Origin of the sequence: Psychrobacter sp. Sarcosine-3u-12 (assembly GCF_002836005.1) — a bacterium.
GTDB classification, from domain to species: Bacteria; Pseudomonadota; Gammaproteobacteria; order Pseudomonadales; family Moraxellaceae; genus Psychrobacter; species Psychrobacter okhotskensis.
In genome coordinates, this window is record NZ_PJBY01000072.1 from 13,210 (window position 1) to 37,986 (window position 24,777).

General features: G+C 44.1%; 21 protein-coding genes. 10 read left to right on the forward strand and 11 right to left on the reverse strand.

Features of this window, described 5'->3' with window-relative positions; translation table 11 throughout:
- Positions 1 to 243: 243 nt before the first annotated feature.
- The 6 genes from CXF65_RS02285 to CXF65_RS02310 all read right to left on the reverse strand — a co-directional run bounded on the left by CXF65_RS02285 (position 244) and on the right by CXF65_RS02310 (position 6,730).
- Positions 244 to 894 carry an OB-fold-containig protein gene (locus tag CXF65_RS02285; RefSeq protein ID WP_101210901.1) on the reverse strand — a complete coding sequence of 217 codons (651 nt, stop codon included), beginning with the start codon at positions 892 to 894 and terminating at the stop codon, positions 244 to 246.
- 313 nt (positions 895 to 1,207) lie between these two features.
- Complete coding sequence (locus CXF65_RS02290) at positions 1,208 to 2,218, reverse strand: PD40 domain-containing protein (protein ID WP_101210902.1); 1,011 nt, start codon at positions 2,216 to 2,218, stop codon at positions 1,208 to 1,210.
- A gap of 231 nt (positions 2,219 to 2,449) precedes the next feature.
- Positions 2,450 to 2,938, reverse strand: coding sequence for an META domain-containing protein (locus CXF65_RS02295; protein ID WP_101210903.1), 489 nt, complete (start codon positions 2,936 to 2,938; stop codon positions 2,450 to 2,452).
- Between the two features lie 416 nt (positions 2,939 to 3,354).
- Positions 3,355 to 4,464 carry a lipase secretion chaperone gene (locus CXF65_RS02300; protein WP_101210904.1) on the reverse strand — a complete coding sequence of 370 codons (1,110 nt, stop codon included), beginning with the start codon at positions 4,462 to 4,464 and terminating at the stop codon, positions 3,355 to 3,357.
- A 205-nt stretch (positions 4,465 to 4,669) separates the two neighbouring features.
- Positions 4,670 to 5,758: an esterase/lipase family protein gene (locus tag CXF65_RS02305; RefSeq protein WP_101210905.1), complete on the reverse strand. Its 1,089-nt coding sequence runs from the start codon at positions 5,756 to 5,758 to the stop codon at positions 4,670 to 4,672.
- 267 nt (positions 5,759 to 6,025) lie between these two features.
- On the reverse strand, positions 6,026 to 6,730 hold the full coding sequence (locus CXF65_RS02310) for an esterase/lipase family protein (RefSeq protein WP_025652128.1): 705 nt from the start codon (positions 6,728 to 6,730) through the stop codon (positions 6,026 to 6,028).
- 224 nt (positions 6,731 to 6,954) lie between these two features.
- On the opposite strand from CXF65_RS02310, the gene map reads away from it, so the two are divergent.
- Positions 6,955 to 7,746, forward strand: coding sequence for a type I methionyl aminopeptidase (map, locus tag CXF65_RS02315; protein ID WP_392397124.1), 792 nt, complete (start codon positions 6,955 to 6,957; stop codon positions 7,744 to 7,746).
- Between the two features lie 174 nt (positions 7,747 to 7,920).
- Positions 7,921 to 10,647 (forward strand): [protein-PII] uridylyltransferase, encoded by a 2,727-nt coding sequence (gene glnD, locus CXF65_RS02320; protein WP_101210906.1) that lies wholly within the window; start codon positions 7,921 to 7,923, stop codon positions 10,645 to 10,647.
- Positions 10,648 to 11,077: 430 nt separating this feature from the next.
- Here the strand turns inward: glnD and CXF65_RS02325 are convergent, their stop codons facing one another.
- A complete protein-coding gene (locus CXF65_RS02325) occupies positions 11,078 to 11,749 on the reverse strand; it encodes a hypothetical protein (protein WP_101210907.1) in 672 nt (223 codons plus the stop codon).
- A gap of 397 nt (positions 11,750 to 12,146) precedes the next feature.
- Here CXF65_RS02325 and dapC point away from each other — a divergent pair, with 397 nt between their 5' ends.
- From dapC to CXF65_RS02355, 6 genes are all read left to right on the forward strand, one after another.
- Positions 12,147 to 13,394 (forward strand): succinyldiaminopimelate transaminase, encoded by a 1,248-nt coding sequence (gene dapC / locus CXF65_RS02330; protein ID WP_025652124.1) that lies wholly within the window; start codon positions 12,147 to 12,149, stop codon positions 13,392 to 13,394.
- Between the two features lie 186 nt (positions 13,395 to 13,580).
- Positions 13,581 to 15,539, forward strand: a complete 1,959-nt coding sequence (locus CXF65_RS02335; RefSeq protein ID WP_101210908.1) for a DUF294 nucleotidyltransferase-like domain-containing protein — start codon at positions 13,581 to 13,583, stop codon at positions 15,537 to 15,539.
- A 17-nt stretch (positions 15,540 to 15,556) separates the two neighbouring features.
- The gene (locus CXF65_RS02340) at positions 15,557 to 16,162 is read left to right on the forward strand and encodes a 3'-5' exonuclease (protein ID WP_101210909.1); all 606 of its coding nucleotides are present in this window, start codon (positions 15,557 to 15,559) and stop codon (positions 16,160 to 16,162) included.
- Positions 16,163 to 16,256: 94 nt separating this feature from the next.
- On the forward strand, positions 16,257 to 18,257 hold the full coding sequence (locus CXF65_RS02345) for a D-alanyl-D-alanine carboxypeptidase/D-alanyl-D-alanine-endopeptidase (protein WP_101210910.1): 2,001 nt from the start codon (positions 16,257 to 16,259) through the stop codon (positions 18,255 to 18,257).
- Positions 18,258 to 18,409: 152 nt separating this feature from the next.
- The gene (locus CXF65_RS02350) at positions 18,410 to 18,925 is read left to right on the forward strand and encodes an ABZJ_00895 family protein (protein WP_101210911.1); all 516 of its coding nucleotides are present in this window, start codon (positions 18,410 to 18,412) and stop codon (positions 18,923 to 18,925) included.
- Between the two features lie 160 nt (positions 18,926 to 19,085).
- Positions 19,086 to 19,625, forward strand: a complete 540-nt coding sequence (locus CXF65_RS02355; protein ID WP_101210912.1) for a DUF421 domain-containing protein — start codon at positions 19,086 to 19,088, stop codon at positions 19,623 to 19,625.
- 214 nt (positions 19,626 to 19,839) lie between these two features.
- Here the strand turns inward: CXF65_RS02355 and CXF65_RS02360 are convergent, their stop codons facing one another.
- Entirely contained in the window at positions 19,840 to 20,286 is a 447-nt protein-coding gene (locus CXF65_RS02360; RefSeq protein WP_025652119.1) for a DUF2147 domain-containing protein, read from the reverse strand.
- A 235-nt stretch (positions 20,287 to 20,521) separates the two neighbouring features.
- On the opposite strand from CXF65_RS02360, the gene rlmH reads away from it, so the two are divergent.
- Positions 20,522 to 21,010: a 23S rRNA (pseudouridine(1915)-N(3))-methyltransferase RlmH gene (gene rlmH, locus CXF65_RS02365; RefSeq protein ID WP_025652118.1), complete on the forward strand. Its 489-nt coding sequence runs from the start codon at positions 20,522 to 20,524 to the stop codon at positions 21,008 to 21,010.
- A 177-nt stretch (positions 21,011 to 21,187) separates the two neighbouring features.
- Positions 21,188 to 22,090 carry a DODA-type extradiol aromatic ring-opening family dioxygenase gene (locus CXF65_RS02370; RefSeq protein WP_101210919.1) on the forward strand — a complete coding sequence of 301 codons (903 nt, stop codon included), beginning with the start codon at positions 21,188 to 21,190 and terminating at the stop codon, positions 22,088 to 22,090.
- A gap of 35 nt (positions 22,091 to 22,125) precedes the next feature.
- Here CXF65_RS02370 and CXF65_RS02375 read toward each other — a convergent pair whose 3' ends face one another.
- From CXF65_RS02375 to CXF65_RS02385, 3 genes are all read right to left on the reverse strand, one after another.
- Positions 22,126 to 23,619 (reverse strand): amidase, encoded by a 1,494-nt coding sequence (locus CXF65_RS02375; RefSeq protein WP_101210913.1) that lies wholly within the window; start codon positions 23,617 to 23,619, stop codon positions 22,126 to 22,128.
- 104 nt (positions 23,620 to 23,723) lie between these two features.
- Complete coding sequence (locus CXF65_RS02380; protein ID WP_101210914.1) at positions 23,724 to 24,173, reverse strand: hypothetical protein; 450 nt, start codon at positions 24,171 to 24,173, stop codon at positions 23,724 to 23,726.
- Between the two features lie 43 nt (positions 24,174 to 24,216).
- Entirely contained in the window at positions 24,217 to 24,672 is a 456-nt protein-coding gene (locus tag CXF65_RS02385) for a hypothetical protein (protein ID WP_025652113.1), read from the reverse strand.
- Positions 24,673 to 24,777: the final 105 nt, after the last annotated feature.

The window sequence follows — 24,777 nt, forward strand, 5'->3', positions numbered from 1 at the left end:
CAGATACGGCATTAAACGCGCTCAGCCTACTATTCGTAGGACTTGCACTCACTTTTCTTGTATCTCAATTATATTGAATCAACCACAAGCGAATTTAAAACCGTTACGACCATTCTTAAAAATAGTTTATTTTTATCTTACTGAATCATTATTCATTAACCGTTGCCGTCTATTTACTCTGCACGTCTAATCTACGCTAACAGCGACTATTAATAGCCATCACGATTACATTATTGGTGACAGTTACTCATCTTTGACAGAAGCGACTCGATAGGTATTGGCTTCGTCTAAATACTCTATCAATACCACTCTATCGCCTTGTCTTAGCAAATCATCATTAGTGTCTGAGCGAATTTTAAGTATCAATCCTGCGCCGCCATCGTTTAATTCTGCTTCGCCATGTTTGTCGGTCACACTCAGGGTGCGCACAACGGCGATTTTGCCAATATTGCTAGACGCATTCCGTTTGGGAATTTTAGCGATATTTTTGCGAATGGGTGAAATGATAATGCCCGTCAACCACATGGAGACGACCAGTACAAAAATGAGCGCCCCTGTACCGAATAGGTAATACAAAAGACCAGAGTCAAAATATTGATGTAAAAAGCTGGTATATAGGTAGCTTAGCAGCCAACCGATTAAGCTAATCAAGCTTAGTATGATAATTAAAGGCACGCCATAAAGACCAAATTTGAGCATGAGACCGGTAAAAAAGCCAGGCGATGACAAGGGGGAGACATCACCATCTGCCTCACCAAAATCCACGCTATCCATATCCGCCATGCCAAGTAAAGACACCAGCCAATATAGAGTCACGAACATCACAAGCCCCGTAAAAACAATCGTGGGGTACAAACTGATTTTAGTGATAAAGACTAAAAAAGACTCTTGCATGAACCGCTCTCTCCTATTACTCGCTTAATCCAACATATTAATGGCTCGGTTATACAATTTGGCAGTATGTGGTTACAATTTACTCAACTTTGCTCCACTCAGATTCGTTCTGTCAGCTTGCTTATACCAGATTTTTTACCCATAGCTTGATTATTCTCTTTTGAATGGCAGGCGATATGGCTATAAGCGCATTGGCTTTAACGAATTTAAGCGATGGCTAAGCCACCTCTAAAATGCAGGCTATACAATCAACTTATGTTTCTTTGTCAGTGATTATATATACATTCCATTACATAATACATAGGTTTTACTCTTACCGTCCCCAAATGGGTGAGCGTACGACGCCTCCCGTCTTACTGCCAATGGCATAGCTTGTATTACCTGTTAATGAATGAATGACCAAGCTGCCGCCATTTTGACTGCCCACTTGTGCAAGCTTGGTGGGATAGACGGCATACTGCGCGGAAGGTGACAGACGAGCGGGTTCATCAAGACCCGTTTCGGCTAGATTGATAACTTGCCCAGTAGCCAGCGTCATCACCGCCGCCTTGCGACCATTAAGGTAGGCCAAACGTTGACCATCTAAGCTCAGTTGCGGACTGGCCGCATAGCCCGCTGTCGGTATCACGCTTGCATTGGCTGTGGCAAAACGATAGCGATAGATACTGGGGCGACCAGCGCGGACCTTATCACTGGTATAAACAAAGCTTTGCCCGTCGCTGGCGTAGCTTGGCTGCACTTCCGTACTCGGTAAGGTGGTTAGCTGTTTGGTACTACCGTCGCTTAGGCGCATCTCATAGATATCGGCATTGCCGCCGACGGTTGAGCTGTAGAGGAGTTTTTGACCATCAGGCGAAAATGATGCTGACAAATTACTGCCCTCAGCATTTACCACCAGATTTTGGGTATTGCTTTTGCGATCATAGATATAAATCTTTGGATGCTGACGCAGCGCTTGTTTACTATAGGCCAGCATTTGACCATTTGCTGACCACGCTGGCGCATAGATATAACCCTTGAGCTGATCAATCAATTGGCGGTCGCTACCATCAGGGCGAATACTATAGAGTGTCGATATCTTTGCAGCGCCAAAGCCTTGCTCCTCAACATAAGCAATATACCCTTGCCGATCTATTGCTGACATGCGGGCTGTCAGCGGATTGTTCGTCATTATATTGACAGCAGCATTGGGTGCGGTCATGTTCGGCAATGTCTGACAACCTGTTAGGACCATCCCCGTTAAAAAAGTGATAGCCGTTATGACGATTATTTTATTTAGGTAATGTACATTACTATTCGGTTTCAAAACAATCGGTTTTAACATGAAATAAAGTCCAATAGGGTTTTAATGGTGCGGTAAATATGCTTGAGTAAAAGCTAAGGTTATATAACAGCAAAGAGGATTAATCGACCCCAACAATCCATCACTACAAAAGTTGATGACCTTAGTGTAGCGCAAACGGCAGCATATTTTGGATAAAAAAATGCCCCACTACATAGTGAGGCATATCAAAGACAGGAATTACTGATTAAGTTGCGTCATTGAATTGGCAAATTATTTTGCGACAGCTTTAAAGTACGCCACTTGATTGGCATTACGGATAGTCAAGATAGGCACGTTATTCGCATTGTTATTGATGCTGTATTTGCCTTGTACCGTCGCCATAGTTGCTGTATCGAAGCTTGCTTGTGGCTCAGGGCATGCCATCATAGTCGACATTACATTACCTAACACCACATTGTCATTTACGACGCTATAACTAGCGCCCATGTTATTACAAGTATTAGCAAAGGTGACACGGTTGCTCGTACCGTCTTTGAAGAATTTTAGCGTTAATGGTTTGCTTGGGTCAAAAAACAATTGGCTGACTTTGTCACCATTGCTGCGTTTGGCATCGACAAGCTGCCAGTTATATGCTTGTAGTGCATCAACAGTAATTGGTTGAGTCACAGGCGCGGTCACACTAGGGGTAGTTTGGCAACCTGCAGCCAATGTACCTACCGCAAGTGTCGCAGCCATCATTATTTTAGTCATGTTTTTCATAGTATCTCCTAAAAGGTTTAAGCAAATTTTTATAGACATGTGCGGAGCTTTATAGCGCCTGTTTGATTATTTTATTCATTGACCAGCACTTTATTCATTGAGCAGCACATGGGCGCTATTATGCATGACTGCCATATGACTGTCATGATAGATTAGGTATAGATTGAGACGTGGTTTGTGCCAACTATACAGGTGATTTGCTAATAGGTCTTGTTAGCAGCGCCATAAGCTGCTAACACTTTTGTGTGATGGCGAGTCTGCTTGTTACTTTTGGCTTATCAACTTATCAACTTATCAACTTATCGACTTATCGACTTATCGACTTATCGACTTATCAACCGATGATCGATCAAGCTGTTATTTATCGAACATCTCACTGCCAAATAATCATTTGCCCCGTATCTAATTATTAGGAATTATTGGGCAGCCGCAGCATTTTGTTGTTGCATCGCCGCATAACCCGCCAAGCGCTTGCGCTCAGTATCGTTAAATAACTGCTGCTCGAGCTGATTGATTTGGGTTTGTGCCTGCGCTTTGTCCGCATTTCGGCTCAATAGGCGCTGCTTTTGTGTTTGGTATTGATCAAAACGCTGATCGAAATTGGCGTCTTCTTGATCTACTTGTGCCAGTCTCGCTGCTGCAGGCGCACCGACCAGCTCTCGACGCATATTGTATAGTGCTTCGGGGCTTGCGCCTTTGGCTTTCATCTGCTCAGTACGAGTCATTAGCTCATTTAGATTGGCTTGTTGTGCAATATTGGCCTTGGTAGTGTTGTCCGGCATGCGGCTAATATAGTCTTGTTTTGCCGCCTCTTTTTGCGCATCAGACAACTGGGTATTTTGGTTGATTCTGACCATCTCCATACTATAATCGTCATAGTCATCCTCTGTACCAAAGAAGGCGGTGATGGTTTCTTTGGAAAAATACTGCTGACGTAGCTTACTGACGTCTTGCTTTTGCTGTGTCACCGCATTCAAATCCAACTCGCCACTTTTGGTCGCCTGCAATTGCAGATTACCATAACGCTTTTCTATCTCAGGGATGGCTTTTAGATAGGCAATATATTGGTCAAATATGGCAACCGCTTGACTGGCGGCAGGCTCTGGCGTGTGATTACGGATATAGCTCTCAACGCGAGCATAGATGACAGCGTCATTTTCTTCACCAAGCGCCGATAAGAAATAATCGAACAAGCGGCGTAAGCCTTCGGTAACGACTAATTGTTTATTTTCATCAATGATGATTTCACCGTCTACATCCGTGCCTTGTAAAGACCGCGGCAAGTTCTCAAGCCCTGTGATGAATTGAGTGTTATTTTGACCAGACAATGTCGCCACCCCACTATTAGCATCAGAACTATTGATCATTGTGCTATTGGCGTTATTCTCCACTGCTGTAGAGGTAGTCTCAGAAGATCCAGCAGTGCCTTGGTCAGGCTTAAACCACATGATAATCGCCACAGTGATAGCGATGATGACAGCGATAATAATGATAGGAAGATAAGGTAAACGGCGATTGTTTGGCATAACGAAAATATCTTATTTAATAAGTCAGTTGATATGTGTGTAGCATACTAATATATGAAAGAGGCACCAAGCGATAGCATGAATAAAAAATTTGTTTGTGTGAATATATAACCTCTGCTACCCATATAAGAAAAGGGTCAACTCAGTTGACCCTTTTCTTACACAACGCTTGCAGACTCAAGGCTATAGTCCACTCATTAACCAATTATAAATTGGCTTTTTTAAGACGATTCACTTGATCACGGTATACCGTTTTTGGATCAGGTTGACCCCACGCGACTAGACCTAATAATTGATTGGCAGAATCCAGATGATTCATTCGATAGTCATCACGAACCACATAGCCGAGTCGGCTTGAGCAGGCAGATACTAAGCCATCATTTGGCTCACCCTCGAATGTCGTTCCCGTTAAAGCCAGTAGATAATCACTAGGATCCAGTCCATTGGTTACCTGACCGATACCACTAAATGAGTAATATTTGATGCCGTTGACTTCGGTAGCTGTTGGCTGACCACAATAACTGGTTGGCATCGCTGCCGGAAATTTAGCATTAAACTTAGTAGCAGAATCAGTAGATAAGGCTTGAAGTGCCTCCCAACCGTCCTGCTCTTGTAACTCTTTAAAACTTATACCGGCGCTAATGTCCGTCAAGTTACCAACTAACTTAAAGACACCAAGGGTAATCTGTGAGGCGACATTAAACTCACCGTCAGCATAACCATCCTTAGCACTACCTTCAATAACTTGTTTCATAACCCAATCACCCATCTTTGAGCCTTGCTCTGGGCTTGAGATTGCCGTTACTGAAGCGACGTATTGTGGAGCAACACCAGCCACATAGCGGATATCAATACCACCCTGACTGTGTCCCAGCAAGTTAACTTTTGGACTGCCAGAAATAGCACTGATGGTTTTAATCTGTTGCAACAATTGCTCACCGCGGAGCTCACTGTTATGGACGGAAGACGTTTTGGTTGTATAAACCTGACTTCCGCCTTGCATTAATGTTTCAGGGATACCATAAAAATAGTCGACCAACCCAAACGCTTTAGTAAAGCCACCTAAACCATGTGCCATGACAACTGGATATTTGGTATCCGTATGATTGGACGTCCAGTATTTGTTACTAACCAGATTGCAACCTGTGGCATTGGCACAATTATAGTACTGACCAGCCGCTTGGGCTGATGTGGTTTGTAACGCCATTAGGAGCAAACCGGCACTGATAGCACCAAGTGAGGGTAAAAATGCGCTAGGCGTGAGAGCCGAGGCAAGAGAGGGTTTTTTAGTCATAACAACATCCTTGTTATCGTTAAAGTTTGGCAGTTCCTTTATATAAACTTATATTGCACTTACTGCAAAAGTTATAAAGAAACTATTGCTAAATCATTTAGCAACCAAAATTACCATACTGCTATCTTCTGTAACATTCAATCGTTTTTTAGAATATACGGGGCGATTTTTAGTGACTTTTCAGTCATTAATTAATAAATAATTGCTTTTATAGCTTTAATAGTCATTCATGTTAATGCTTTATATTCCAACAAGCTTTTGATAGTGTTACAGACTTTCATTTTTGAGACGATTAACCTGAGTAGTATAAAGAGACTTTGGATTAGGCTGCCCCCAAGCGGTCAATCCTACTACTTGATTGACAGAGTCCAAATGATTCATTTTATAATTGTCTCTGATGACATAGCCAAGACGACTTGAACAAGAAGACACTAAACCATCATTTGGCTCGCCAGCAAACGCAAGTCCTGTAGTAGCTAACAGATAATCACTTGGATCAAGACCATTGGTTATCTGGCCAACACCACTAAATGAGTAATACTTAATGCCATTAACCTCAGTATCAGCGGGTTGACCACAATAGCTGGTCGGCATTGCAGCAACGTAGCGAATGTCGATACCACCTTGGCTGTGACCAAGTAAATTGACTTTAGGGCTGCCTGAGATGGCACTGATAATTTTGACTTGTTGCAATAATTGTTCACCGCGAAACTCACTGTTGTGGATAGCAGAGGTTTTAGTTGCAAATACATTCGACCCACCATTTATCAAAGCTTGTGGAATACCATAGAAGTAGTCGAGTACCCCAAACAGCCTATTAAATCCATTAGCGCCATGCACCAATACAACGGGGTACTTGGTATCCGTGTGATTTGACGTCCAGTGTTTGCTACTGACTAGCTCACATCCAGTAGCATTGGCACAGTTATAATACTGTCCAGCCGCTTGCGCCGAAGTAGTTTGCATCGTCATTAACAGAAGACCTGTGCTCAGAGCACCTAGAGTCGGTTTTGCAATATTCAATGGAATTTTTATGCTAATAGTCCTATATTGATGACTATATAGTCATATATGTGCATATAAAGTCGTTTAATATCACTATGATTGAAATAGTCAATGACTTGCATTCAAACAGCATGTTGTCGATTTATGCTATAATTGACCACATAAAACCCATAACTATAAGTACCACAATGATGACTAAAAAATCCCTTATCCAGTCCCCAGAAGCCATAGAAAAAATGCGTGTGGCCGGCAAACTTGCCAGCGACGTCCTTGTCATGCTCGATGAGCATGTCAAAGTTGGCGTCAGTACCGAAGCCCTCAACCAAATCGCTCATGACTATATCGTTAATGTGCAAAAAGCCATCCCTGCTCCGCTGAATTACAACGGTTTTCCAAAATCGATTTGTACCTCAGTAAACCACGTGGTCTGTCACGGCATCCCAACCGAAAGCAAGCTACTCAAAGATGGTGATATCATCAATATTGATGTGACCGTGATCAAAGACGGCTACTACGGCGACACCTCAAAAATGTGGATCGTCGGTAACGGCTCTATCATGGCGCAGCGTATCTGCAAAGTCGCACAAGACGCGCTATATGCTGGCATGAGTGTGGTCAAAAACGGCGCGCGTCTCGGCGACGTTGGTGCAGCGATTCAAGCAGTGGTCGAGCCTGAGCGCTTTAGTATCGTCCGTGAGTTTTGCGGTCATGGCATCAGTGATGAATTCCACCATGAGCCACAAGTCATGCACTACGGCAAAAAAGGCACAGGTTTTGAGTTAAAAACGGGCATGACCTTTACCATTGAGCCGATGATTAACCAAGGTACGTGGCAGACCAAAATCTTGCCAGACGAATGGACAGCGATTACCAAAGATCGCAAGCTGTCGGCGCAATGGGAGCATACCATGGTCGTGACTGATAACGGCTGTGAGGTGTTTACAACGCGCCCCGAAGAAGACTTAAGCTTTTTAACTCAGTAGTACAAAAAAAGATCGCCTAGGCGGTCTTTTTTTTGCGCTATTATTAGAGCATGTTCTTAACTCAATCGACAACGATACCGTCGTATTGTGCTTATCGATTTTTCAGTTTTATAACTCCAAGAAGTTATTGGCTTCAATGATCCACCTTTTTAAATTGTTAACGGGATAACACTCATGTTTACTTGTGATGCCGCCTCGATCGATCTGACGCCGCTGCCTTCCTTTTCCTCACCTACGGCATCACTGTTGCCGGCGGAAAAAAGCCTACTCGGCATTCCTGAATGGTTAACCCAAATAAATGAAGATATCAGCCGCGCGCTTGAGCGTGGTATCAATATTCGTCAACTGGTGGCGGCACGCGCCTGTGCTATAGACAGTCTACTTATCGCCCTGTTTAAATGGTTTGAGCTGGATAAGACCGATTTGGCGTTATTCGCCACTGGTGGTTATGGGCGCGGCGAGCTGTCCCTATATTCCGATATCGATATTCTATTATTGGCTCCCAATGAGATTGGTCCTGATGCCAGTAGCAAGATTGATAACTTGGTGGCGTTACTGTGGGATATCGGACTTGAGCCTGCCTTATCCGTGCGTAGTGTCAGTGATGGCGTGGAAGCAGCGCTTGACCATACCATTGCCAGTGCACTACTCGAAGCAAGGTTGCTCATTGGTAATGAGGCTTTGCAAGACGTGCCTATTCAGATCGTCAACAAACAGTGGTCGCCGCGTGCATTTTTTGAGGTAAAGATTGCAGAGGCCAAAGCGCGGTATTTGCAGCACAATGCCACAGAATATAACCTTGAGCCTAATATTAAAACGGCCCCCGGTGGTCTACGTGATATTCATATCATCGGCTGGGTGACCAAGCGCTACTTTCGAGTGAGCAAGCTCTATGACTTGGTGCAGCAGAACTTCTTGACCGAAAAAGAGTTTGACGAGCTGAGCTTTGCCGAAGGCTATCTATGGCAAATACGTCATCATTTGCATGAATTGACTGGGCGCAATGAAAACAAGCTGCTTTTTGATTATCAGCGTGATATCGCCCAACTGATGGGTTATGAAGCGCAGCCAGACGATCAGCCTAACGCCGCCGTTGAGCGTTTTATGCGCGATTACTATCGCTGTGCCATGCAGATATCGACGCTGTCTGAGATGCTGACCAATCACTATTATGAGACCATCATCGAGCCGCAACTGCCTGATGATGAGCGCCCAAAAAAGCAACCCATAAACGCGCGCTTTAACCAAGTCGGCGAACAAATTGCCATGGCGCATCATCGCGTTTTTGCCCAACATCCTGAGTCGATTTTAGAGATGTTTTTACTCATGGGTCAATATGGCATCAAAAACGTCCGTACCCATACCTTGCGAGCGCTAAAAATCGCCGCGCGTGGCATCGATCAGACTTACCGTGACAACCCTAACCACCAAGCGCTGTTTTTGGGCAATCTAAAAGAACAGAATTACTTGTTTCATCGCCTGCGCACCATGAATCGTTATGGGGTTTTGGGCAATTATATTCCTGCTTTTTCTCAAGTCACCGGCCTGATGCAATACGATTTATTTCATCGTTATACCGTTGATGCGCATACCTTATTTTTAATTCGTATCTTGCACCGCTTCACCGATTCGCGTTTTTATGAAGACTTCCCGCTGGTCAGCGCTATCTTTCAGCGTATTGAGCGCAAAGAGATTTTGGTATTGGCAGCGATGTTCCATGACATTGCCAAAGGCCGCGGCGGCAATCATAGCTTGCTTGGTGAGACTGAATCGATTGAATTTTGCTTGGCACACGGCATGAGTGTCGCTGATGCCAATTTGGTTGGTTGGCTGACCCGCTATCACTTATTAATGTCGATGACTGCGCAGAAAAAAGACATCTCAGACCCAGAAGTCGTGACACTCTTTGCAGATTTAGTAGGCAACGTCACCCATCTCAATCATCTGTACGTGCTGACCGTCGCCGATATGAATGCCACCAATCCACAGTTATGGAACAGCTGGCGGGCGACCCTTATGAAACAGTTATACTCGCAAACGCGCCGTATTTTGCGTGCTGATATCGATGCACCGACCAATCGCCAAGACATGATTAGTGCCACGCGTAAGCAAGCATTGGTCATGTTAGACAATGTCGATAATCAACATATGAACCGCGATGAGGTACTTAGATTGTGGGATGATTTGGGCGATGAATACTTTTTGCGCGAGATTGCTGAAGATATTTTATGGCATACCGAAGCCATCTTGGACCATCCACCCATTGGTCGTGCCTCTGATGCCAATAGCCCGCCATTAGTCGTGTTACGTGAACATCGTGAGCTGGCGCTAGATGCAGTGCAAGTCTTCGTTTATACCCAAGATCAGGTCAACTTGTTTGCAGTTACCATGGCAGTCTTTGATCAGATGAATCTAGACGTATTGGATGCAAGAATCATTACTGCCACCCGTGACTTTGCCTTGGATTCCTATGTGCTGCTGGATCGTAGTGGCACGCTACTGGTTGATGAAGACAGCCAACAAGAGCTTAAACAGCGACTGATCGATGCCTTCAAAAACCCGACAGTGCCAAAATTGACGCACAAACGTATCCCGCGCCAGCTCAAGCACTTTGAAGTGGCGACGACGATTAATTTTGAGTTTAATGAAGCTTCAGATCAGCACATTATGAGCTTAGAAACCCTCGATCAGCCAGGACTATTAGCACGAGTCGGTCAGATATTTTTGCAGCAACAAATTGAGGTGCATGCAGCCCGTATTACCACTTTGGGCGAACGTGCAGAGGATATGTTTTATATAAGTGACCGAAATGACGAACCCTTATCAGCCGATAAGCTCGAAACCTTAAAAACGGCACTGATAACGAGTCTTAGCTTACGTAGCGACAATGTTGAAAGTTAAACGGTACTGAAGATTAAGATGGTATAGAGAGTTAAAAATATGAACGATCCATGAATTGGACAAGTGTCGTTGATTGATTGGGATTGAAGTTCTGAGGTGAAAAAATTTTTAAGGTGAAAAGTGGATTGGTGCTGGATAAGTTTAGACTTTTTAGCACCAAGTCATTAATCCATTTTTAATTTTGTATAATTGAATTCAAGTAACTTTGATACAAGGAAACCGAGTGCAAGCGATGCATTAGCATGCTTAGCGAGGATAACGATGTAGCGAATTTATATATAGTCAATTCGACATAAAATCGATACGCTAATGTTATCAGTGTTACTGGTGCAAATTTTACTTGCGTGCTGTTTCTACGCTGACAGAGGCTGCGCAAAATTTATCCCAGCAGCACGGTATTGGTTTGATAGTGATTCAACTATAGAATTGATTATATGATGCTTTTATATATCATCTCGCTAGCATGCTCGTTGAGCTCATCATCAGCCAAATCTGGTGGCAATATATTTGCCTCTAGCTGCTGCTCACCCAAGAGTAATCGTCCCGCATCAACCTCCTTTTTAAGCAAGCATTGCAAGCTTGAGAGATGAAACTGGGCATCGTAATACTCATAGAGTGCTTTTAAAGAGATAGGTGCTTTTGCATGCACATCGAGATACAGACTGTCAGCGGCTAAGATAGTCATCTCATTCAGCGCCTCTTCGCGCTGTAGCTCTTGTTTATTGATTTGGCGTTGTAGATTATTGGCCAATCGACCTTTAAAAGCCAACATAACGATAAAAATCAGCGTTTGTAGCACAAATAAAGCCACATACTGCCATAGCGGCAGCGAGATATTTAATAGCTTGCTGAGCGACATCAGTACCATCGCTACGACCACATAGCTGACCAGTTGCCATAGCAGCCACATCATAAAGCTGTTCTCACCGAACCAAAACATCTGGCGCTCTTTTAGGCGAATCAGATGCTGACGCGCCTGCCACCAATGATGCTCACGCTGCTTTAATTGCCTATACAACTCTGCGCGCGGCGTACTATTATCAAAGTTTTTGTTATTGATATCTTTGGCATTGAGATCATCAGTCTTTGAGACACTAGCCATATCAAATTATCCTCAGCATAATCTGTCGTTAACACTGACAGTTACTTTTATATTATTATCATGCCAATCCCAAAAATGTGATTAGCGGTATCAAGCTCACTTAGTGTACTAAATGTAGTACTGGCATTCGCCTTCCTTGCTAGTCAAGTTTTTACAGATGCTATCAGCTGTAAAGCACCAAGCAGCTATAAAGCACCAAACTTACGATAATGCCTGCAATCTTCTTAGGTTTGCCTGTCGCTTCAATCAATGAATAATTTCTAATTAGCATTTATTTAAGAGACGATAAATTAGCAGCGATAAGAAAAAGACAAAAAATAAGGGAAGTGCTACACTGCTCGAATGTAAATTTTCTTTATAACTTTATTATTAATTGTCTATTATAGTTACCCTACTTATGAATCACAACTTGAACGCTCTGCATCCTTATCCCTTCGCTAAGATGGCAACTTTACTTGCTAATAGTACGCCAGCCCATAACCACAGTGAAATCAAGCTCGGTATTGGTGAGCCGAAACATGAGCCACCTGAATTTGTGCTGGACGTCCTACGTGAAAACTTGGACAAAATGAGCCGTTATCCAAACACTAATGGCCTCTTTGAGCTACGCCAAACCATTGCTCACTGGCTTGAGAGGCGCTTTTTTTTAAATCACGTCGATGCCAAAACGCAAGTATTGCCCGTCATGGGCACGCGTGAGGCGATTTTTAGTTTTGTGCAAGCGGTTGTTGATCATAAGGCTAAGACAACAGATAGCATAGAAAACCAACAATCGCCTAGCTCATCGACTGGCTTATCGCCTACTGTGGTCATGCCCAATCCGTTTTATCAGATATACGAAGGTGCTGCGATACTGGCGCAAGCAACGCCTTACTTTGTGCCTTGCACGCTAGACAATGATTTTAAAGGCAATTATCGCGCTGTACCGAAAGAAGTATGGATGCAAACACAGCTGTTATTCGTGTGTAGTCCGAACAATCCAACAGGTTCGGTCATGACGATGGATGATTGGGAGTATCTCATTCGCCTGTCAGACCAATATGACTTTATCATTGCCAGTGACGAATGTTATAGCGAGCTATATTTTGATACCGCGCCGATTGGACTCCTGCAAGCTTGTGCAGCCTTGGGTCGTCATAACTTTAAAAACTGTGTGGTGTTTCATTCATTATCAAAACGCTCCAACTTACCCGGTCTGCGTTCGGGCTTCGTCGCTGGTGATGCAGAGATTTTGCATGCTTATTTGCAATATCGCACCTATCAGGGCTGCGCGATGCCCATCCCTCATCAGCTGGCGTCTATCGCAGCGTGGCAAGATGAGAAACATGTCGAGCACAACCGCGCGCTGTACCAAGAAAAATTCGCCCTATGGATGGCCGAGCTCGGTGAACTGTTAGCACTGCGCATGCCAGAAGCGGGATTTTACTTTTGGGTCAAAGTCCCCGAGCAGTTCGCGGGCGATGACGAGGCATTTGTGAAAGCCTTGTACGAGCAGACCAATATCCACGCCTTAGCTGGGCGCTATTTGTCACGTGAGGTCAATGGCAACAACCCCGGTCAAGGTTATGTGCGTATTGCACTGGTTGCCAGTGTCGAAGAGAGCCGTGAGGCCATCAGTCGTATTCGTCAGTTGCTTGGCGCATAACAGTCGCTTTAACAGCATTCACCTTTAACGGCAGTAGTCCTTAAAGCAGTAAGTTCTAAAAAATATATCCACCTCTACATAGCAACCTCCAATAACCACAACAATAATATGGTTATTGGAGGTTTTTTGCTTTAATAGTGCTATAGTAAAGCGTCTACTATTGAATATGCCATCAAGGATGATGCCATGCCCCATCTTGATTTTACCCAGCCACCGTTTGATGTTTTTCGTTTACCTGAACGGCAAAGCATCAGAAAGCACACCCAAATTCGCTATCTTGCCAAAAATGAAAGCTTGGCTACTGAAGACATGCAGTATCTTTATGTGGTCATCAAAGGGCAAATTGAGCAACTGCTTGATGGTGAGTTTGTCGCTTCCTACTTGGGTAGCAATCACTCTGACCACTTGAATAGCAACGACTGGTTCGATAGTCGGCGTCTGCCCAAATCGCTAACAGAGAAAACATCGGTAGCAGACTCAGACATAAATACTACCAACCCCTCACCCTACCAGTTCCGTGCGGCTGAAGACACTCTACTGCTACAAGTTGATGGTACGGCCGTGGACAAAATCAGTGCGCAAAACCATTTGGTACGCCAGTTATTGTCAGACAAATTGCCTGAACGGTTAAAAGCCTTACAACAGCGTCGTAGTAGTCAAGGCTTAGATATTGATAGCTATAATGATCAGCAAGAAGTACAGCAAATCATGCTGCAGCCAGTGATTGATGTCAATCTATTGCCGGTACACATTGTCGATGCCAATAATAGCTTATACGAAGCCGCTCATACTATGACCAAAGCGGGGCTAAAACATGTACTGATAAGACCCTTAAATCATTTAGAAAATATAAAAGAAACATCACATGGCACCGGTCATCTGCTCGGCATCTTGACCGATAGCGATATTTGCCGTGCCGTGAGCGAACAGCAAGACCCTGCCACTACCCTTTGCCAGCGTTATGCCAACTTCAATCTGCGTACCATTAGGGCTGATGACGAGATTGGCGATGCGCTATTGACCATGACCCGCTACCGTATTCATAGGCTCCCTGTGATTGACAGCAATGGAGACGTCGCAGGCGTACTGGGACAAAGCGATATGCTCGCCCATATTGGGCATCATTCGCAGCTCATTAGTATTCAAATCGGGCAAGCAAAAGACTTGCCGAGCCTAGATACGGCAGTCGAGCTCATCGGTCGCTATATACGCGCGCAACATCAAAACGGTGTCAAAATTGGCAATATTAGCCGCATGGTACAGACGCTCAATGCCCAAGTTTTCACCAAACTCTGGTGTCTTATCGTTCCTGAAGACATTGTGGAAAATACTTGCTTAATCGTCATGGGCTCAGAGGGTCGCGGCGAGCAAATCATGCGTACTGACCAAGATAATGCCTTAATTATCCGTGATGGCTTTACCCATCCTGACTTGGCGCAGTTCGCTGATACCTTTAACAATCACTTGGCAAACCTTGGTTATCCGTTATGTGATGGCAATATCATGATGACCAATCCGATGTGGCGCCAGCCGTTAAAACAGTTCAAAGCAAACCTCAGTTTGTGGTTTAAAAACAGCGATCCGATGCACAGTGTTTATTTGTCCGCCATACTGGACGGCGAATATGTCTGCGGCGATGAGTCGCTACTCACTGAAATACGCGACCATCTAAAAACAGCGCATAGGCAATCTGATCCAATGTTCGTCCGTCAGTTCGCCCGTGCCGCCTTACAGTTTGGTGATGTCAATCAGTGGTGGCAAAAGTTCGTGCCCCTGCTAGGCGGTAAGCCCAATGCACAAGATATTGACTTAAAAAAAGCCGGTATCTTTCCGCTGGTTCATGGTATTCGCACTTTGGCATTAGAGAATGATGTCTTACACGTGCCTAGCACTAAAGGTCGTCTAAAGGCCTTGGTAAGCAGTCATGCCTTAACCCAAGAACGTGCCGACACTTTATTAGAGGCGTTAGAGTTTTTTATGGCGCAGCGTTTATCCGTGGCGCTCTCTACCGATGACAAACATGCACGGCAGGTCAATCCGACGACGTTATCAGCGCTCGAGCGCGATCTATTAAAAGAGTGTCTGGCGGTGGTTAAAAGCTTTAAGGCGCAGCTCAGACAGCACTATCAACTAGAAATCTCTTGAATGGACGATCGACTAATATGGGTTGGTTTAGACAGTTATCATGCGCGTGGCAAAAGAAGCAGCTACAGCGTCCAGAGCTAGCAACGATGTTTACCCAATCAGCACCTGAGCAATGGGTGGCGATTGATTGTGAAATGACTGGCCTCAATCCAAAAAAACATCATCTACTCTCTATAGCAGCGATTCATATCAATGGTAATACCATCGATACCGGTAATGGCATGCATTTGGTTTGCAGACCGCCAGTGATGCCTGACCGCGATACCATCGTGATTCATGGTCTGCGTACCGCTGATGTTGAGCATGGCATGAGCTATGATGAGATGCTAGCATTATTGCTGCCATTTATTGATAATCGACCGATAGTGGGGTTCTGCCCACAAATAGATACGGGGTTTTTGAATCCCTTGGTGAAACGCTATATGGGCACGACATTACCGAACGAAGTCATTGATGTGCGGCATTTATACAGTCGGCGTATGGGCGATCGCACGCAGGGTATCCCCACTCAGTCACAACAGCTGGGCAATATCTTAGCGCATTATCAGATTCCCAAATTGGGAAGCCACGATGCGTATAACGATGCTATCATGACAGCAATGGCATTTTTACATGTACGTTAGAGCGTGTTGATGTTGAGAGGGGCTCGCTACAGCTACGCGAAAACAGCAACTCATGTTACCATAGTCTGATTTTTTACCTGATGACAGACTGCTCATGCTACTCACTTCTAAACCCTCTAATGACCCTGCTATTACCACCAAACATCAATCGCTTGCGAAATATCTGAGACTGTTTATGCCGTCTGGCAAACGCTTATCAACGCTGGCCTTGTTGGCAGCTATTATGGCATCGCCGCTCTATGCACAAGCGGCTCTACCAGCAGCCATTCAAGCCGCGCTAGGGCGAGCCGATTTAACCGCAGCAGATATCAGTATTGTGATCACCCCAGTGGGTGACAAAAATGCCAGTCGCTTACCCGCGCCTATTCAGATTGTTAATAGCAGCGAAATCACTAATAGTGACAAGCATAGTGATGATCATATTAACAAGCAAAACACACCCGTCTATCAGAGTCCATTGCTAACGATCGAGAAACAGACAATCCAAAAACATGAGCAACAGCTACACGCTTATACCGATGATCCTTATACTTATCAAAGTTTAAAGAATACGCCATCGATACTGCCGGATGATACCTCAACATCTGCCAATAATGGCAGTAGCAATGAAGGTAGCGACGTTGCCATAAACGCTGCGCCTACAAATGCTACGCCTACAAAAAATACCTCTATCAAGATTTCATTTTCACCGTTGATCAATCATCAAGCCGACATCCCTCGCACACCTGCCAGTACGATGAAGCTCGTTCCCAGTTTTATTGCCTTGGACACACTTGGTGCTGACTTTGTCTGGCATACACGCGTGTATCATAGCGGAATCATCATCGGCGACCGTTTGTATGGGGACTTAATCATTCAAGGAAGTGGCGACCCAAAGATGACCCATGAGCGCTTACAACAACTACTCTATCGCGTACAAGCAGCGGGTATTCGCCATATCGATGGTAATATCATTATCGATAGCGCGGTCTTCGATCATGTGAGTAAGGATCCGGCAGCATTTGATAATGCGCCTCTACGGCCTTATAACGCCAGTCCTGATGGGTTTTTGGTGAATTTTAGTACGATAGGTATCAAAAGTTATCCATTAGATAATGGGCAAGCAAGCCTCGACTACACACCAAAATTGGCTGATTATCAGCTGCCAACTACGATCAGTACGCGCACGGCCTCCTGTGGTCAAGCCCGTTATAGCCTAGCACCGCAGTGGCAACCAAATCAGCTGACGTTAAATAACAACCTGCCGGACAGCTGCGGCGAGCATGTTTTTTATGTTGCTTATCCAGATGCCAAAAACTTTGCGGCACGCGTTATCGCGGCCAAATGGCAAGCACTAGGCAACACTCTAAGTGGCAAGGTCATCTCACAAGAAACGCCGTATCGGGCCACAAAAAACAGCAAATCGACACAGGGTTTGGCAGCGTTATCGATGTCACCTTTGCCGCTGGTCAGTTATCCGTCTTTAACTTTAACCCAGCAGATTTATGATATTAATCATTTTTCTAACAATGTCATGACCGAGCAAGTTGTACTATCGATTGGCGCTTATAATCAATCTGCTATGGTTAACAGTACAACCAAAGCAAGTAGCGTTGAAGCCGTAGATAATAAAACCATGAGCAAGCAGACAAGCAGCTTATATCAGTTTGGCAAACCTGCTGCTACAGACTATCCTGCAGCATTACAAACGATAAATCAGTGGTGGGAGAGTCATCTGAACACCCCGCCACCCTATCTGACCAATGGCTCAGGACTCTGCCGCGACTGTACCATCACGGCCGCTAATTTAAGCGAGTTGTTAACCTATGCTTATAGCCATCCTAGTTTCGATGCTTATGTCAATTCGTTAGGCGTCGCTGGGGTCAGTGGCACCATTGCCGCTCATGGCGAGCGCTTGCCTGAGTCAGACGCTATCGGTCGCGCGTGGATAAAAACTGGCACTTTAAATAACGTCACATCGATGGCAGGATATGTCAAAGGCTTGTCTGGGCAGGATTATGTCGTCGTTGGCCTTATCAATACCGAACAGGCGTTAAATGCAACTACCGCCAGACCCGTATTGGATGTCGTGCTCGACTGGACCGCTCAGCAATGATTGGTCTTTATCAAGTAATATAGACGAACAGCTCTAACAAATAGCACTCAACTTTCTCTTTTGATTTATCGCACGGCTTTATCAAACATTTTTATTGCCTTATTTTGCACTGTTATCGATAGTCAGTGTTTTACCTTTATAAAGGTCAGCTTATGTCACGTAAGACCACGCCACTCAGCAAGTCTACTACTCAATCAGCACATAATGGGTCGCCGCAAAATAGCAAATTAGCACCGCCTAAACTGACACAGTATGTTGGTTTTTTTACGGTAGGCTATATTCTTGCCAGCGCGATATTTATGATGATTCAGACCAAACTTGCCCTAAATTCGCAATTGGTCACCGTACTTTCTATCATTATTGGCGCTTATATTGCGGTCAGTAAATTTATTAAGCATCAACAGCGCGCCCTGAATAAAAGTGAAATCAATCGCTTGACGTTAAGCGGGGTTGCGGTGGTCTGGTTATTGACTGCTATTTATTTCTTAGGCATATGGTTCTTTTTATTCGATGTGGTGAACCGTGAAGTCTTGGTCGAGATGGCTATGCAGCAACCTCTACCGCTAGTTTCTGCTTTAGTCATGATACTGGTACTGACTTTTATCAGTGCGCGTATCAGTATTTGGGCGCTGAATCGTCTGCTTGATCCCAAACGCAAAACCCTTTGAATTTGAACACGCCTGACTCTCTACAACGTACTACAAAGTTTTTTCACTATTAGGGTGTGAATTCCGTTACGCTAGTTTTAGCTAGCGTAACCTTCAGATTGAAGACACGCCCTAGCCTTTAACATTGAACTACTTTGTATTATTGATAGGAGTTGACACTATGGACATGCTATTTTTTGACAACATAGACAAGCTTGGACGCATCGTTTTGACCACTGTGATGGTGTACATCCTAATCGTGCTGACCACCAAAATCTCTGGTAAGCGCTCCACTTCTCAGCTCAATAACTTTGATTGGGTCGTCACCGTGATGATTGGCTCATTGGGTGCCAGTACCATATTGCTCAAAGAAATCCCCCTTATCGAAGGCATGGCTTCTATTTTGGTTCTATACCTATTACAGTTTTTGGTCACCAAATATGCTTCTATCTCACCGCAATTTAGCAGTTTTATTTTGTCAGAACCGCGCATTGTTTTTTATCAAGGGCAGTTTTTGCCAGATGCCATGAATGCTGAACGCCTGACCCGTCAAGAAATCGAGTGTGCCATGCGTTCTGAAGGCATTAATAGTTTTGATGATGTAGAGGCGATCGTTTTTGAATCTGACGCTAAGCTGACGATTATTCCTAGACCAAGCGATAGCGCTGATATCCAAAATACAGAAGACAAAGTCTCACAAACCATTGCGCCACTTATGTGATGTCGTTAGTAATACAGATATAAAAAAGGATAGCCAATTTGATCGGCTATCCTTTGTTGTTAAATTCATACTCAACGAGACTATTTCTGAAATTACAGCTTTCTGAAATTACAGCTTTCTGAAATTACAGCTTTCTGAAATTACAGCTTTCTGAAATTACAGCTTTCTGAATGACAGTCTTGCTAAATGGTCTAGCTGATCGATAGCCCAACCTTTATTTGATGCGTTTCCATGTTTGCGAACGACCGAAGAGTGGCGAGCCAACATAGCCTCGAAGGTCTAGACTTTGACCGTTGTCACTTAACGTAAGTTTGCCAGAATACGTTTTGCCAGATTCAGGATCTACTAACTTGCCATCGCTCCATTTATTATTACCATCGGCTTTTAGGCCTGATAAAATTTGCAAACCTTCAACAGGTTGATTTTTAAGGCTGCCAGGGCACTTAGTACAAACGGCTTTAGCATTTTCTTTGTTGAGTACTTTGATTATTTTTCCTGACACCTTGCCATTGCTCTCACTCAGCTGAATGATGGCCTTTTTTTCACCCGTTTTGTCATCAATGGTTTGCCATTGCGAGCCATTTAAAGAGGCAGCAAAAACAGAGGTAGATAGCAGAGCACCAGCGGTAAAGGTAAGTAAACTCGATATAGTACGATTCATAAACGACTCCTTTCGTTAAAAAAATTTTCAATTGAACTTATGATGCATTAAAAAAATAGCATAAAGACATTATACAATAACTCCTTACTTCTCAAGATAACAATGAAGTAAAGAACAACTGTTTGTCGAATGCTAGTAAAGCATAAAAAAGCTTTGTAAAAGGGTTGTTTGTTACGGCAACTTAACCTTAAAAATTTTTTGTTACATTTTCTCAATTATTGACATGGTATGTATTATGAAAGTAAGAATTTTGACGGTTGGTAACAAGATGCCGAGCTGGGTGCAGACGGGTTTTGATGAATATTTTAAACGTATCCAGCCAATGCTCAGCACAGAAATTGTTGAGCTTGCCGCCGCCAAACGTGCCAAAAACCCTTCGAATGCCAATCTCGCCCAGTACCGCGAGCAAGAAGGTCAGGCGATATTAGCCGCTCATAATGCAGCGGGACGTGAGCAGTTATGGGTATTGGATGTCAAAGGAAAGATGCTCTCGACAGAAGGATTGGCCGATAAATTGGCCGGTGCCATGCAGCAAGGCGATGATATCGCCCTAGTCATAGGTGGCGCTGATGGCGTATCGCCGGACGTATTGGCAAAAGCTGATGTGAAATGGTCGTTATCCGCGCTGACCTTGCCGCACCCATTAGTACGGGTGGTGTTGATGGAGCAACTATATCGGGCGATGAGCATCAATCACAACCACCCTTATCATCGTGGCAACTAAAAACCTTAACAATTGAAAACTTAAGCAATTGAAAGCTTTAATATCAAAAATCTTAGCTACTGAAAATTATAGCCATTAAAAATAGCATGAATGCTATATTAATGGATAACGGTTTGCTTAAAAAAGATACCTCATCAAAGCGATTGAAAAATGGGCGCGCGCCCTAATAAACGGAACATGAAATACCCAAAACGAGCGACATCGAACGCCCCTTATGCGCATCAGCAACGTGAGTCACATCACCAAGAGCTGCATAAGCCCATTACGACCACAGCAGCTTTGGCAAATGCCCAAGCTGGGCAGTCAACTGCGCCCAATTTAGCCAAACTACCAGCGGTATTTATCTCGCATGGTGCTCCAACGCTGGCGATTGAGCAATCGGCCACAACCAGCGCCTTGGCTCGTATCGGGCAAAACTTACCTAAGCCACGTGCCGTCGTCATTATGTCGGCGCATTGGCAGTCGGCAAAGTTGGAAATCAGTAGTAACCCAAGACCAAAGACATGGCATGACTTTTCGGGCTTTGCGCCTGAGCTATACGAGCTACAATACCCTGCTGCTGGTCACCCAGCGCTCGCTGAATCGTTAGCGCAGCAGTTAACGGCACGTGGTATCGCCTGTAGCGTCAATCCGATGCGCGTCTGCGATCATGGCGTTTGGGCACCGCTTATACACCTCTATCCGCTGGCCGATGTGCCTGTCGTCCAGATATCATTGCCACGGCACTATGACAGTGTTGCCTGTTATCAGCTAGGCGCGCAACTGGCGCAGCTGCGTCGTGAGCAAATCCTCGTCATTGGTTCAGGCAATATCACTCATAATCTGCAAGCCCTACGCTGGCAAGCTGATAGCATAGATGAGACGGCACAAGACTTTAAGCTATGGTTACTCCAGCAGCTCAAAACAGACATCCCAGCAGCATTAGACTGGCAGCAATATCCTAATTATCGAAGCATACATCCGAGCGATGAGCACCTATTACCACTATTTTTTGCCCTAGGAGCGGGTCAACGCGTCTCGGTGGTGCATCAAAGTATGGCGCACCACAGCTTAGGAATGGATATCTTTCGCTTTGATTAAGCAACTTTCAAGCCATAGCGATGGCAAAAATACAATTACTTTTCAAAAGCAGCTTTGGTAAATAGTCCCGCACGCTCCATTTCGCCAGCAATACTAAATAGCGTCGTCTCATCATTCATACGCCCAATCAGCTGCATCCCAATCGGCAAACCCTTTTTGCTCATACCTACTGGCAACGACATGGCAGGCAGTCCAGTGACGTTGCCCAGCAAAGTAAAGGCCATTTTGCCCAGTACAGCCTGACTAAGTTTTTCAATCATCCCTGAGCTAAAGGCATATTTACCCATATCGATGCCTTTGTTGAGTAAGCCTGCGCTACGCATGAGCATCTCATCCATACGGCTTGGTGGTAGCACACCGTGTTTAACCGCAGGCGTCGGTACGGTCGGACACAGAATCATATCGTAGATGTCGAGTAATAGACCCGTTTGATATTGACTGTCATGCCAGCCCTGCTTAGCATGCGCCAAGTCAACGGCAGAGAGCGAGCGTCCCAACATCGCCATGTTATAGGTTTGCGGCTCTAGATTCTTTATATGTTCCGAGCCAAATGTGCGTTCAATATTATCAATGGTAAAGGCGGTATGGGTACAAACCACCACTAAAAAATCATGCCAAAATTGCTCGATATTAATATTTGGCTCGGCGGGTACCACTCGATGTCCCATAGCTTCTAATTGCTTTGCCGTCTGCTCCAGAACGTTCAAAACTTCTTTGTCTATTACGGTATTGGCGACTAGTGGCTGCTGGTGCAAAGCTATCGTTAATTGCCGAGGGGCGCGCATCGCTGCTTGTAAAAATGTCCCATCAGGTGGCGCAATCACATAAGGCGCGCCAATCTCAGCGCCACTGGTAGCGTCGAGCATAGCGGCACTGTCACGTACGCTACGAGTAATCACATGATCAGCGACCGCGCCTTCCCAACCTTCCCCGAATGACGGGCCCATTGGGTTACGTCCACGACTGGGTTTGAATCCAAACGCTCCGCACCATGCTGCCGGAAAACGTATTGAGCCGCCACCATCGCCAGCACCTGCCATCGGTACGATACCGCTCGCCACCGCCGCCGCGCTACCACCCGATGAGCCACCAGAGCTATAGCCCTTTTTGAATGGATTGTGGGTGGCACCGTGCGCTTTGGGTTCAGTGGTGATGATTAAACCAAACTCTGGCGTATTGGTCTTACCAAAGGTATTGACACCCGTCGCTTTCATACGTTTAACGATTTCGCTGTCGTTTTCTGGCACGACATTCACGCTACGACTGCCCATCGTGATGGGTTCGTCAGCAAAATAAAATGATAGGTCTTTGAGTAAGTACGGCACACCATTAAATGCACCTGCTGGCAATTCTGCTTGCGCGGCATTATAAGCACGCTCATCAAAACGATGAATAATCGCGTTTAACTTAGGATTGAGTGTATTGGCTTGATGAGTCGCAGCGTCTAATAGCTCTTTGGCACTGACCTCACCTAAATTGACAAGCTTGGCTAAACCTAGGGCATCGTATTGGGTGTATTCTTTAAACATAGTAGCGTCCTTGCTGGATGGATTACTTGATTGTATCGCGTAAACAATACAGGTAGCCAGTGGAAATCTACTACTTCTTGGTAATTAAAGAAAATATAGAATTATTATGATTTCAACTTAAAATAGATATGTAAATTAGCATAAAATATACAATAAGAAGTCACATCATTAAGCTTATAATCAATAATGTACATATTTAGATAACCAAAGGTGACTACCAAAAAACTAGTCATCAGCAGACCAAGAAATAACACGGCTTCGGTACTTTTTGTTTTTTCACTTATTTGCTCATTCTTGCTTTTAAAATAAAACCAGCAACCATAGAAGAATACAACTAACAGTATTAATAAAAGAACCTTTATCTTTTCTAATGAAAGTGCAAAGTAGTCAATGATACTCCACAGTAGAGTTAATATACTAAAAACTGGAAAGACAAGAAGAGCGAACATTAAAAAAACAGCTAATATGACAGTAAAACTAAGGATGATAAGTCGGTAACCAGTAAATTCAATTTTCTTATTAGCAATACTATCAAGATGTATTTTATTTTCCATTGTTCTACTCCGATACATATGTACTCATAAATGACATACTCAGTTATTTATAATAGTATTTATAATAAGATTCAAAAAACGTAAGACCTAAACCCATAATAAAAATACTAATATAAAAAGCATCTGAAAATGGTACGCTCAACATATCAATTAATATGATCGCAGCTAATAAAAATAAAATAACACTATAAACACCCGAAGCAATATCTTCTAAAAAATATAAATATTTAGCCATTAATTTTTCATCATACCTTTTAGAGAAATAGATACCGAAAATTACGCTAGCGATAAGCGTAGGAATTAAGCCTAATATAACGACACCGAATAGAGTGTTTATCGGAGTCAGACTAACGATATATTTGTGTCCTAAACCATAAAGCCAATAGGGCAAAAACCCTATGTTAAACACTAATACGACTAGTAAAATTATACTAAAAACACCAAGTCTATACTTTTCATAGAATCTCGTTATATTCTTAATACCTTTTATACTTCGCATATGCACTATCAGCGTCCTCCATGACGACACACTCAATTTGGCTATAAAAAACTAATGTTCACTATTTTATACAGGAGTAACCTTTAAGTTTCAATGAAATATTTT

Excerpts from the sequence above, each read along its gene's own strand:
- CXF65_RS02285 (WP_101210901.1), bottom strand. The coding sequence starts at position 894 with ATGCAAGAGTCTTTTTTAGTCTTTATCACTAAAATCAGTTTGTACCCC.
- CXF65_RS02290 (WP_101210902.1), bottom strand. The coding sequence starts at position 2,218 with ATGTTAAAACCGATTGTTTTGAAACCGAATAGTAATGTACATTACCTA.
- CXF65_RS02295 (WP_101210903.1), bottom strand. The coding sequence starts at position 2,938 with ATGAAAAACATGACTAAAATAATGATGGCTGCGACACTTGCGGTAGGT.
- CXF65_RS02300 (WP_101210904.1), bottom strand. The coding sequence starts at position 4,464 with ATGCCAAACAATCGCCGTTTACCTTATCTTCCTATCATTATTATCGCT.
- CXF65_RS02305 (WP_101210905.1), bottom strand. The coding sequence starts at position 5,758 with ATGACTAAAAAACCCTCTCTTGCCTCGGCTCTCACGCCTAGCGCATTT.
- CXF65_RS02310 (WP_025652128.1), bottom strand. The coding sequence starts at position 6,730 with ATGACGATGCAAACTACTTCGGCGCAAGCGGCTGGACAGTATTATAAC.
- map (WP_392397124.1), top strand. The coding sequence starts at position 6,955 with ATGACTAAAAAATCCCTTATCCAGTCCCCAGAAGCCATAGAAAAAATG.
- glnD (WP_101210906.1), top strand. The coding sequence starts at position 7,921 with ATGTTTACTTGTGATGCCGCCTCGATCGATCTGACGCCGCTGCCTTCC.
- CXF65_RS02325 (WP_101210907.1), bottom strand. The coding sequence starts at position 11,749 with ATGGCTAGTGTCTCAAAGACTGATGATCTCAATGCCAAAGATATCAAT.
- dapC (WP_025652124.1), top strand. The coding sequence starts at position 12,147 with ATGAATCACAACTTGAACGCTCTGCATCCTTATCCCTTCGCTAAGATG.
- CXF65_RS02335 (WP_101210908.1), top strand. The coding sequence starts at position 13,581 with ATGCCCCATCTTGATTTTACCCAGCCACCGTTTGATGTTTTTCGTTTA.
- CXF65_RS02340 (WP_101210909.1), top strand. The coding sequence starts at position 15,557 with ATGGGTTGGTTTAGACAGTTATCATGCGCGTGGCAAAAGAAGCAGCTA.
- CXF65_RS02345 (WP_101210910.1), top strand. The coding sequence starts at position 16,257 with ATGCTACTCACTTCTAAACCCTCTAATGACCCTGCTATTACCACCAAA.
- CXF65_RS02350 (WP_101210911.1), top strand. The coding sequence starts at position 18,410 with ATGTCACGTAAGACCACGCCACTCAGCAAGTCTACTACTCAATCAGCA.
- CXF65_RS02355 (WP_101210912.1), top strand. The coding sequence starts at position 19,086 with ATGGACATGCTATTTTTTGACAACATAGACAAGCTTGGACGCATCGTT.
- CXF65_RS02360 (WP_025652119.1), bottom strand. The coding sequence starts at position 20,286 with ATGAATCGTACTATATCGAGTTTACTTACCTTTACCGCTGGTGCTCTG.
- rlmH (WP_025652118.1), top strand. The coding sequence starts at position 20,522 with ATGAAAGTAAGAATTTTGACGGTTGGTAACAAGATGCCGAGCTGGGTG.
- CXF65_RS02370 (WP_101210919.1), top strand. The coding sequence starts at position 21,188 with ATGAAATACCCAAAACGAGCGACATCGAACGCCCCTTATGCGCATCAG.
- CXF65_RS02375 (WP_101210913.1), bottom strand. The coding sequence starts at position 23,619 with ATGTTTAAAGAATACACCCAATACGATGCCCTAGGTTTAGCCAAGCTT.
- CXF65_RS02380 (WP_101210914.1), bottom strand. The coding sequence starts at position 24,173 with ATGGAAAATAAAATACATCTTGATAGTATTGCTAATAAGAAAATTGAA.
- CXF65_RS02385 (WP_025652113.1), bottom strand. The coding sequence starts at position 24,672 with ATGCGAAGTATAAAAGGTATTAAGAATATAACGAGATTCTATGAAAAG.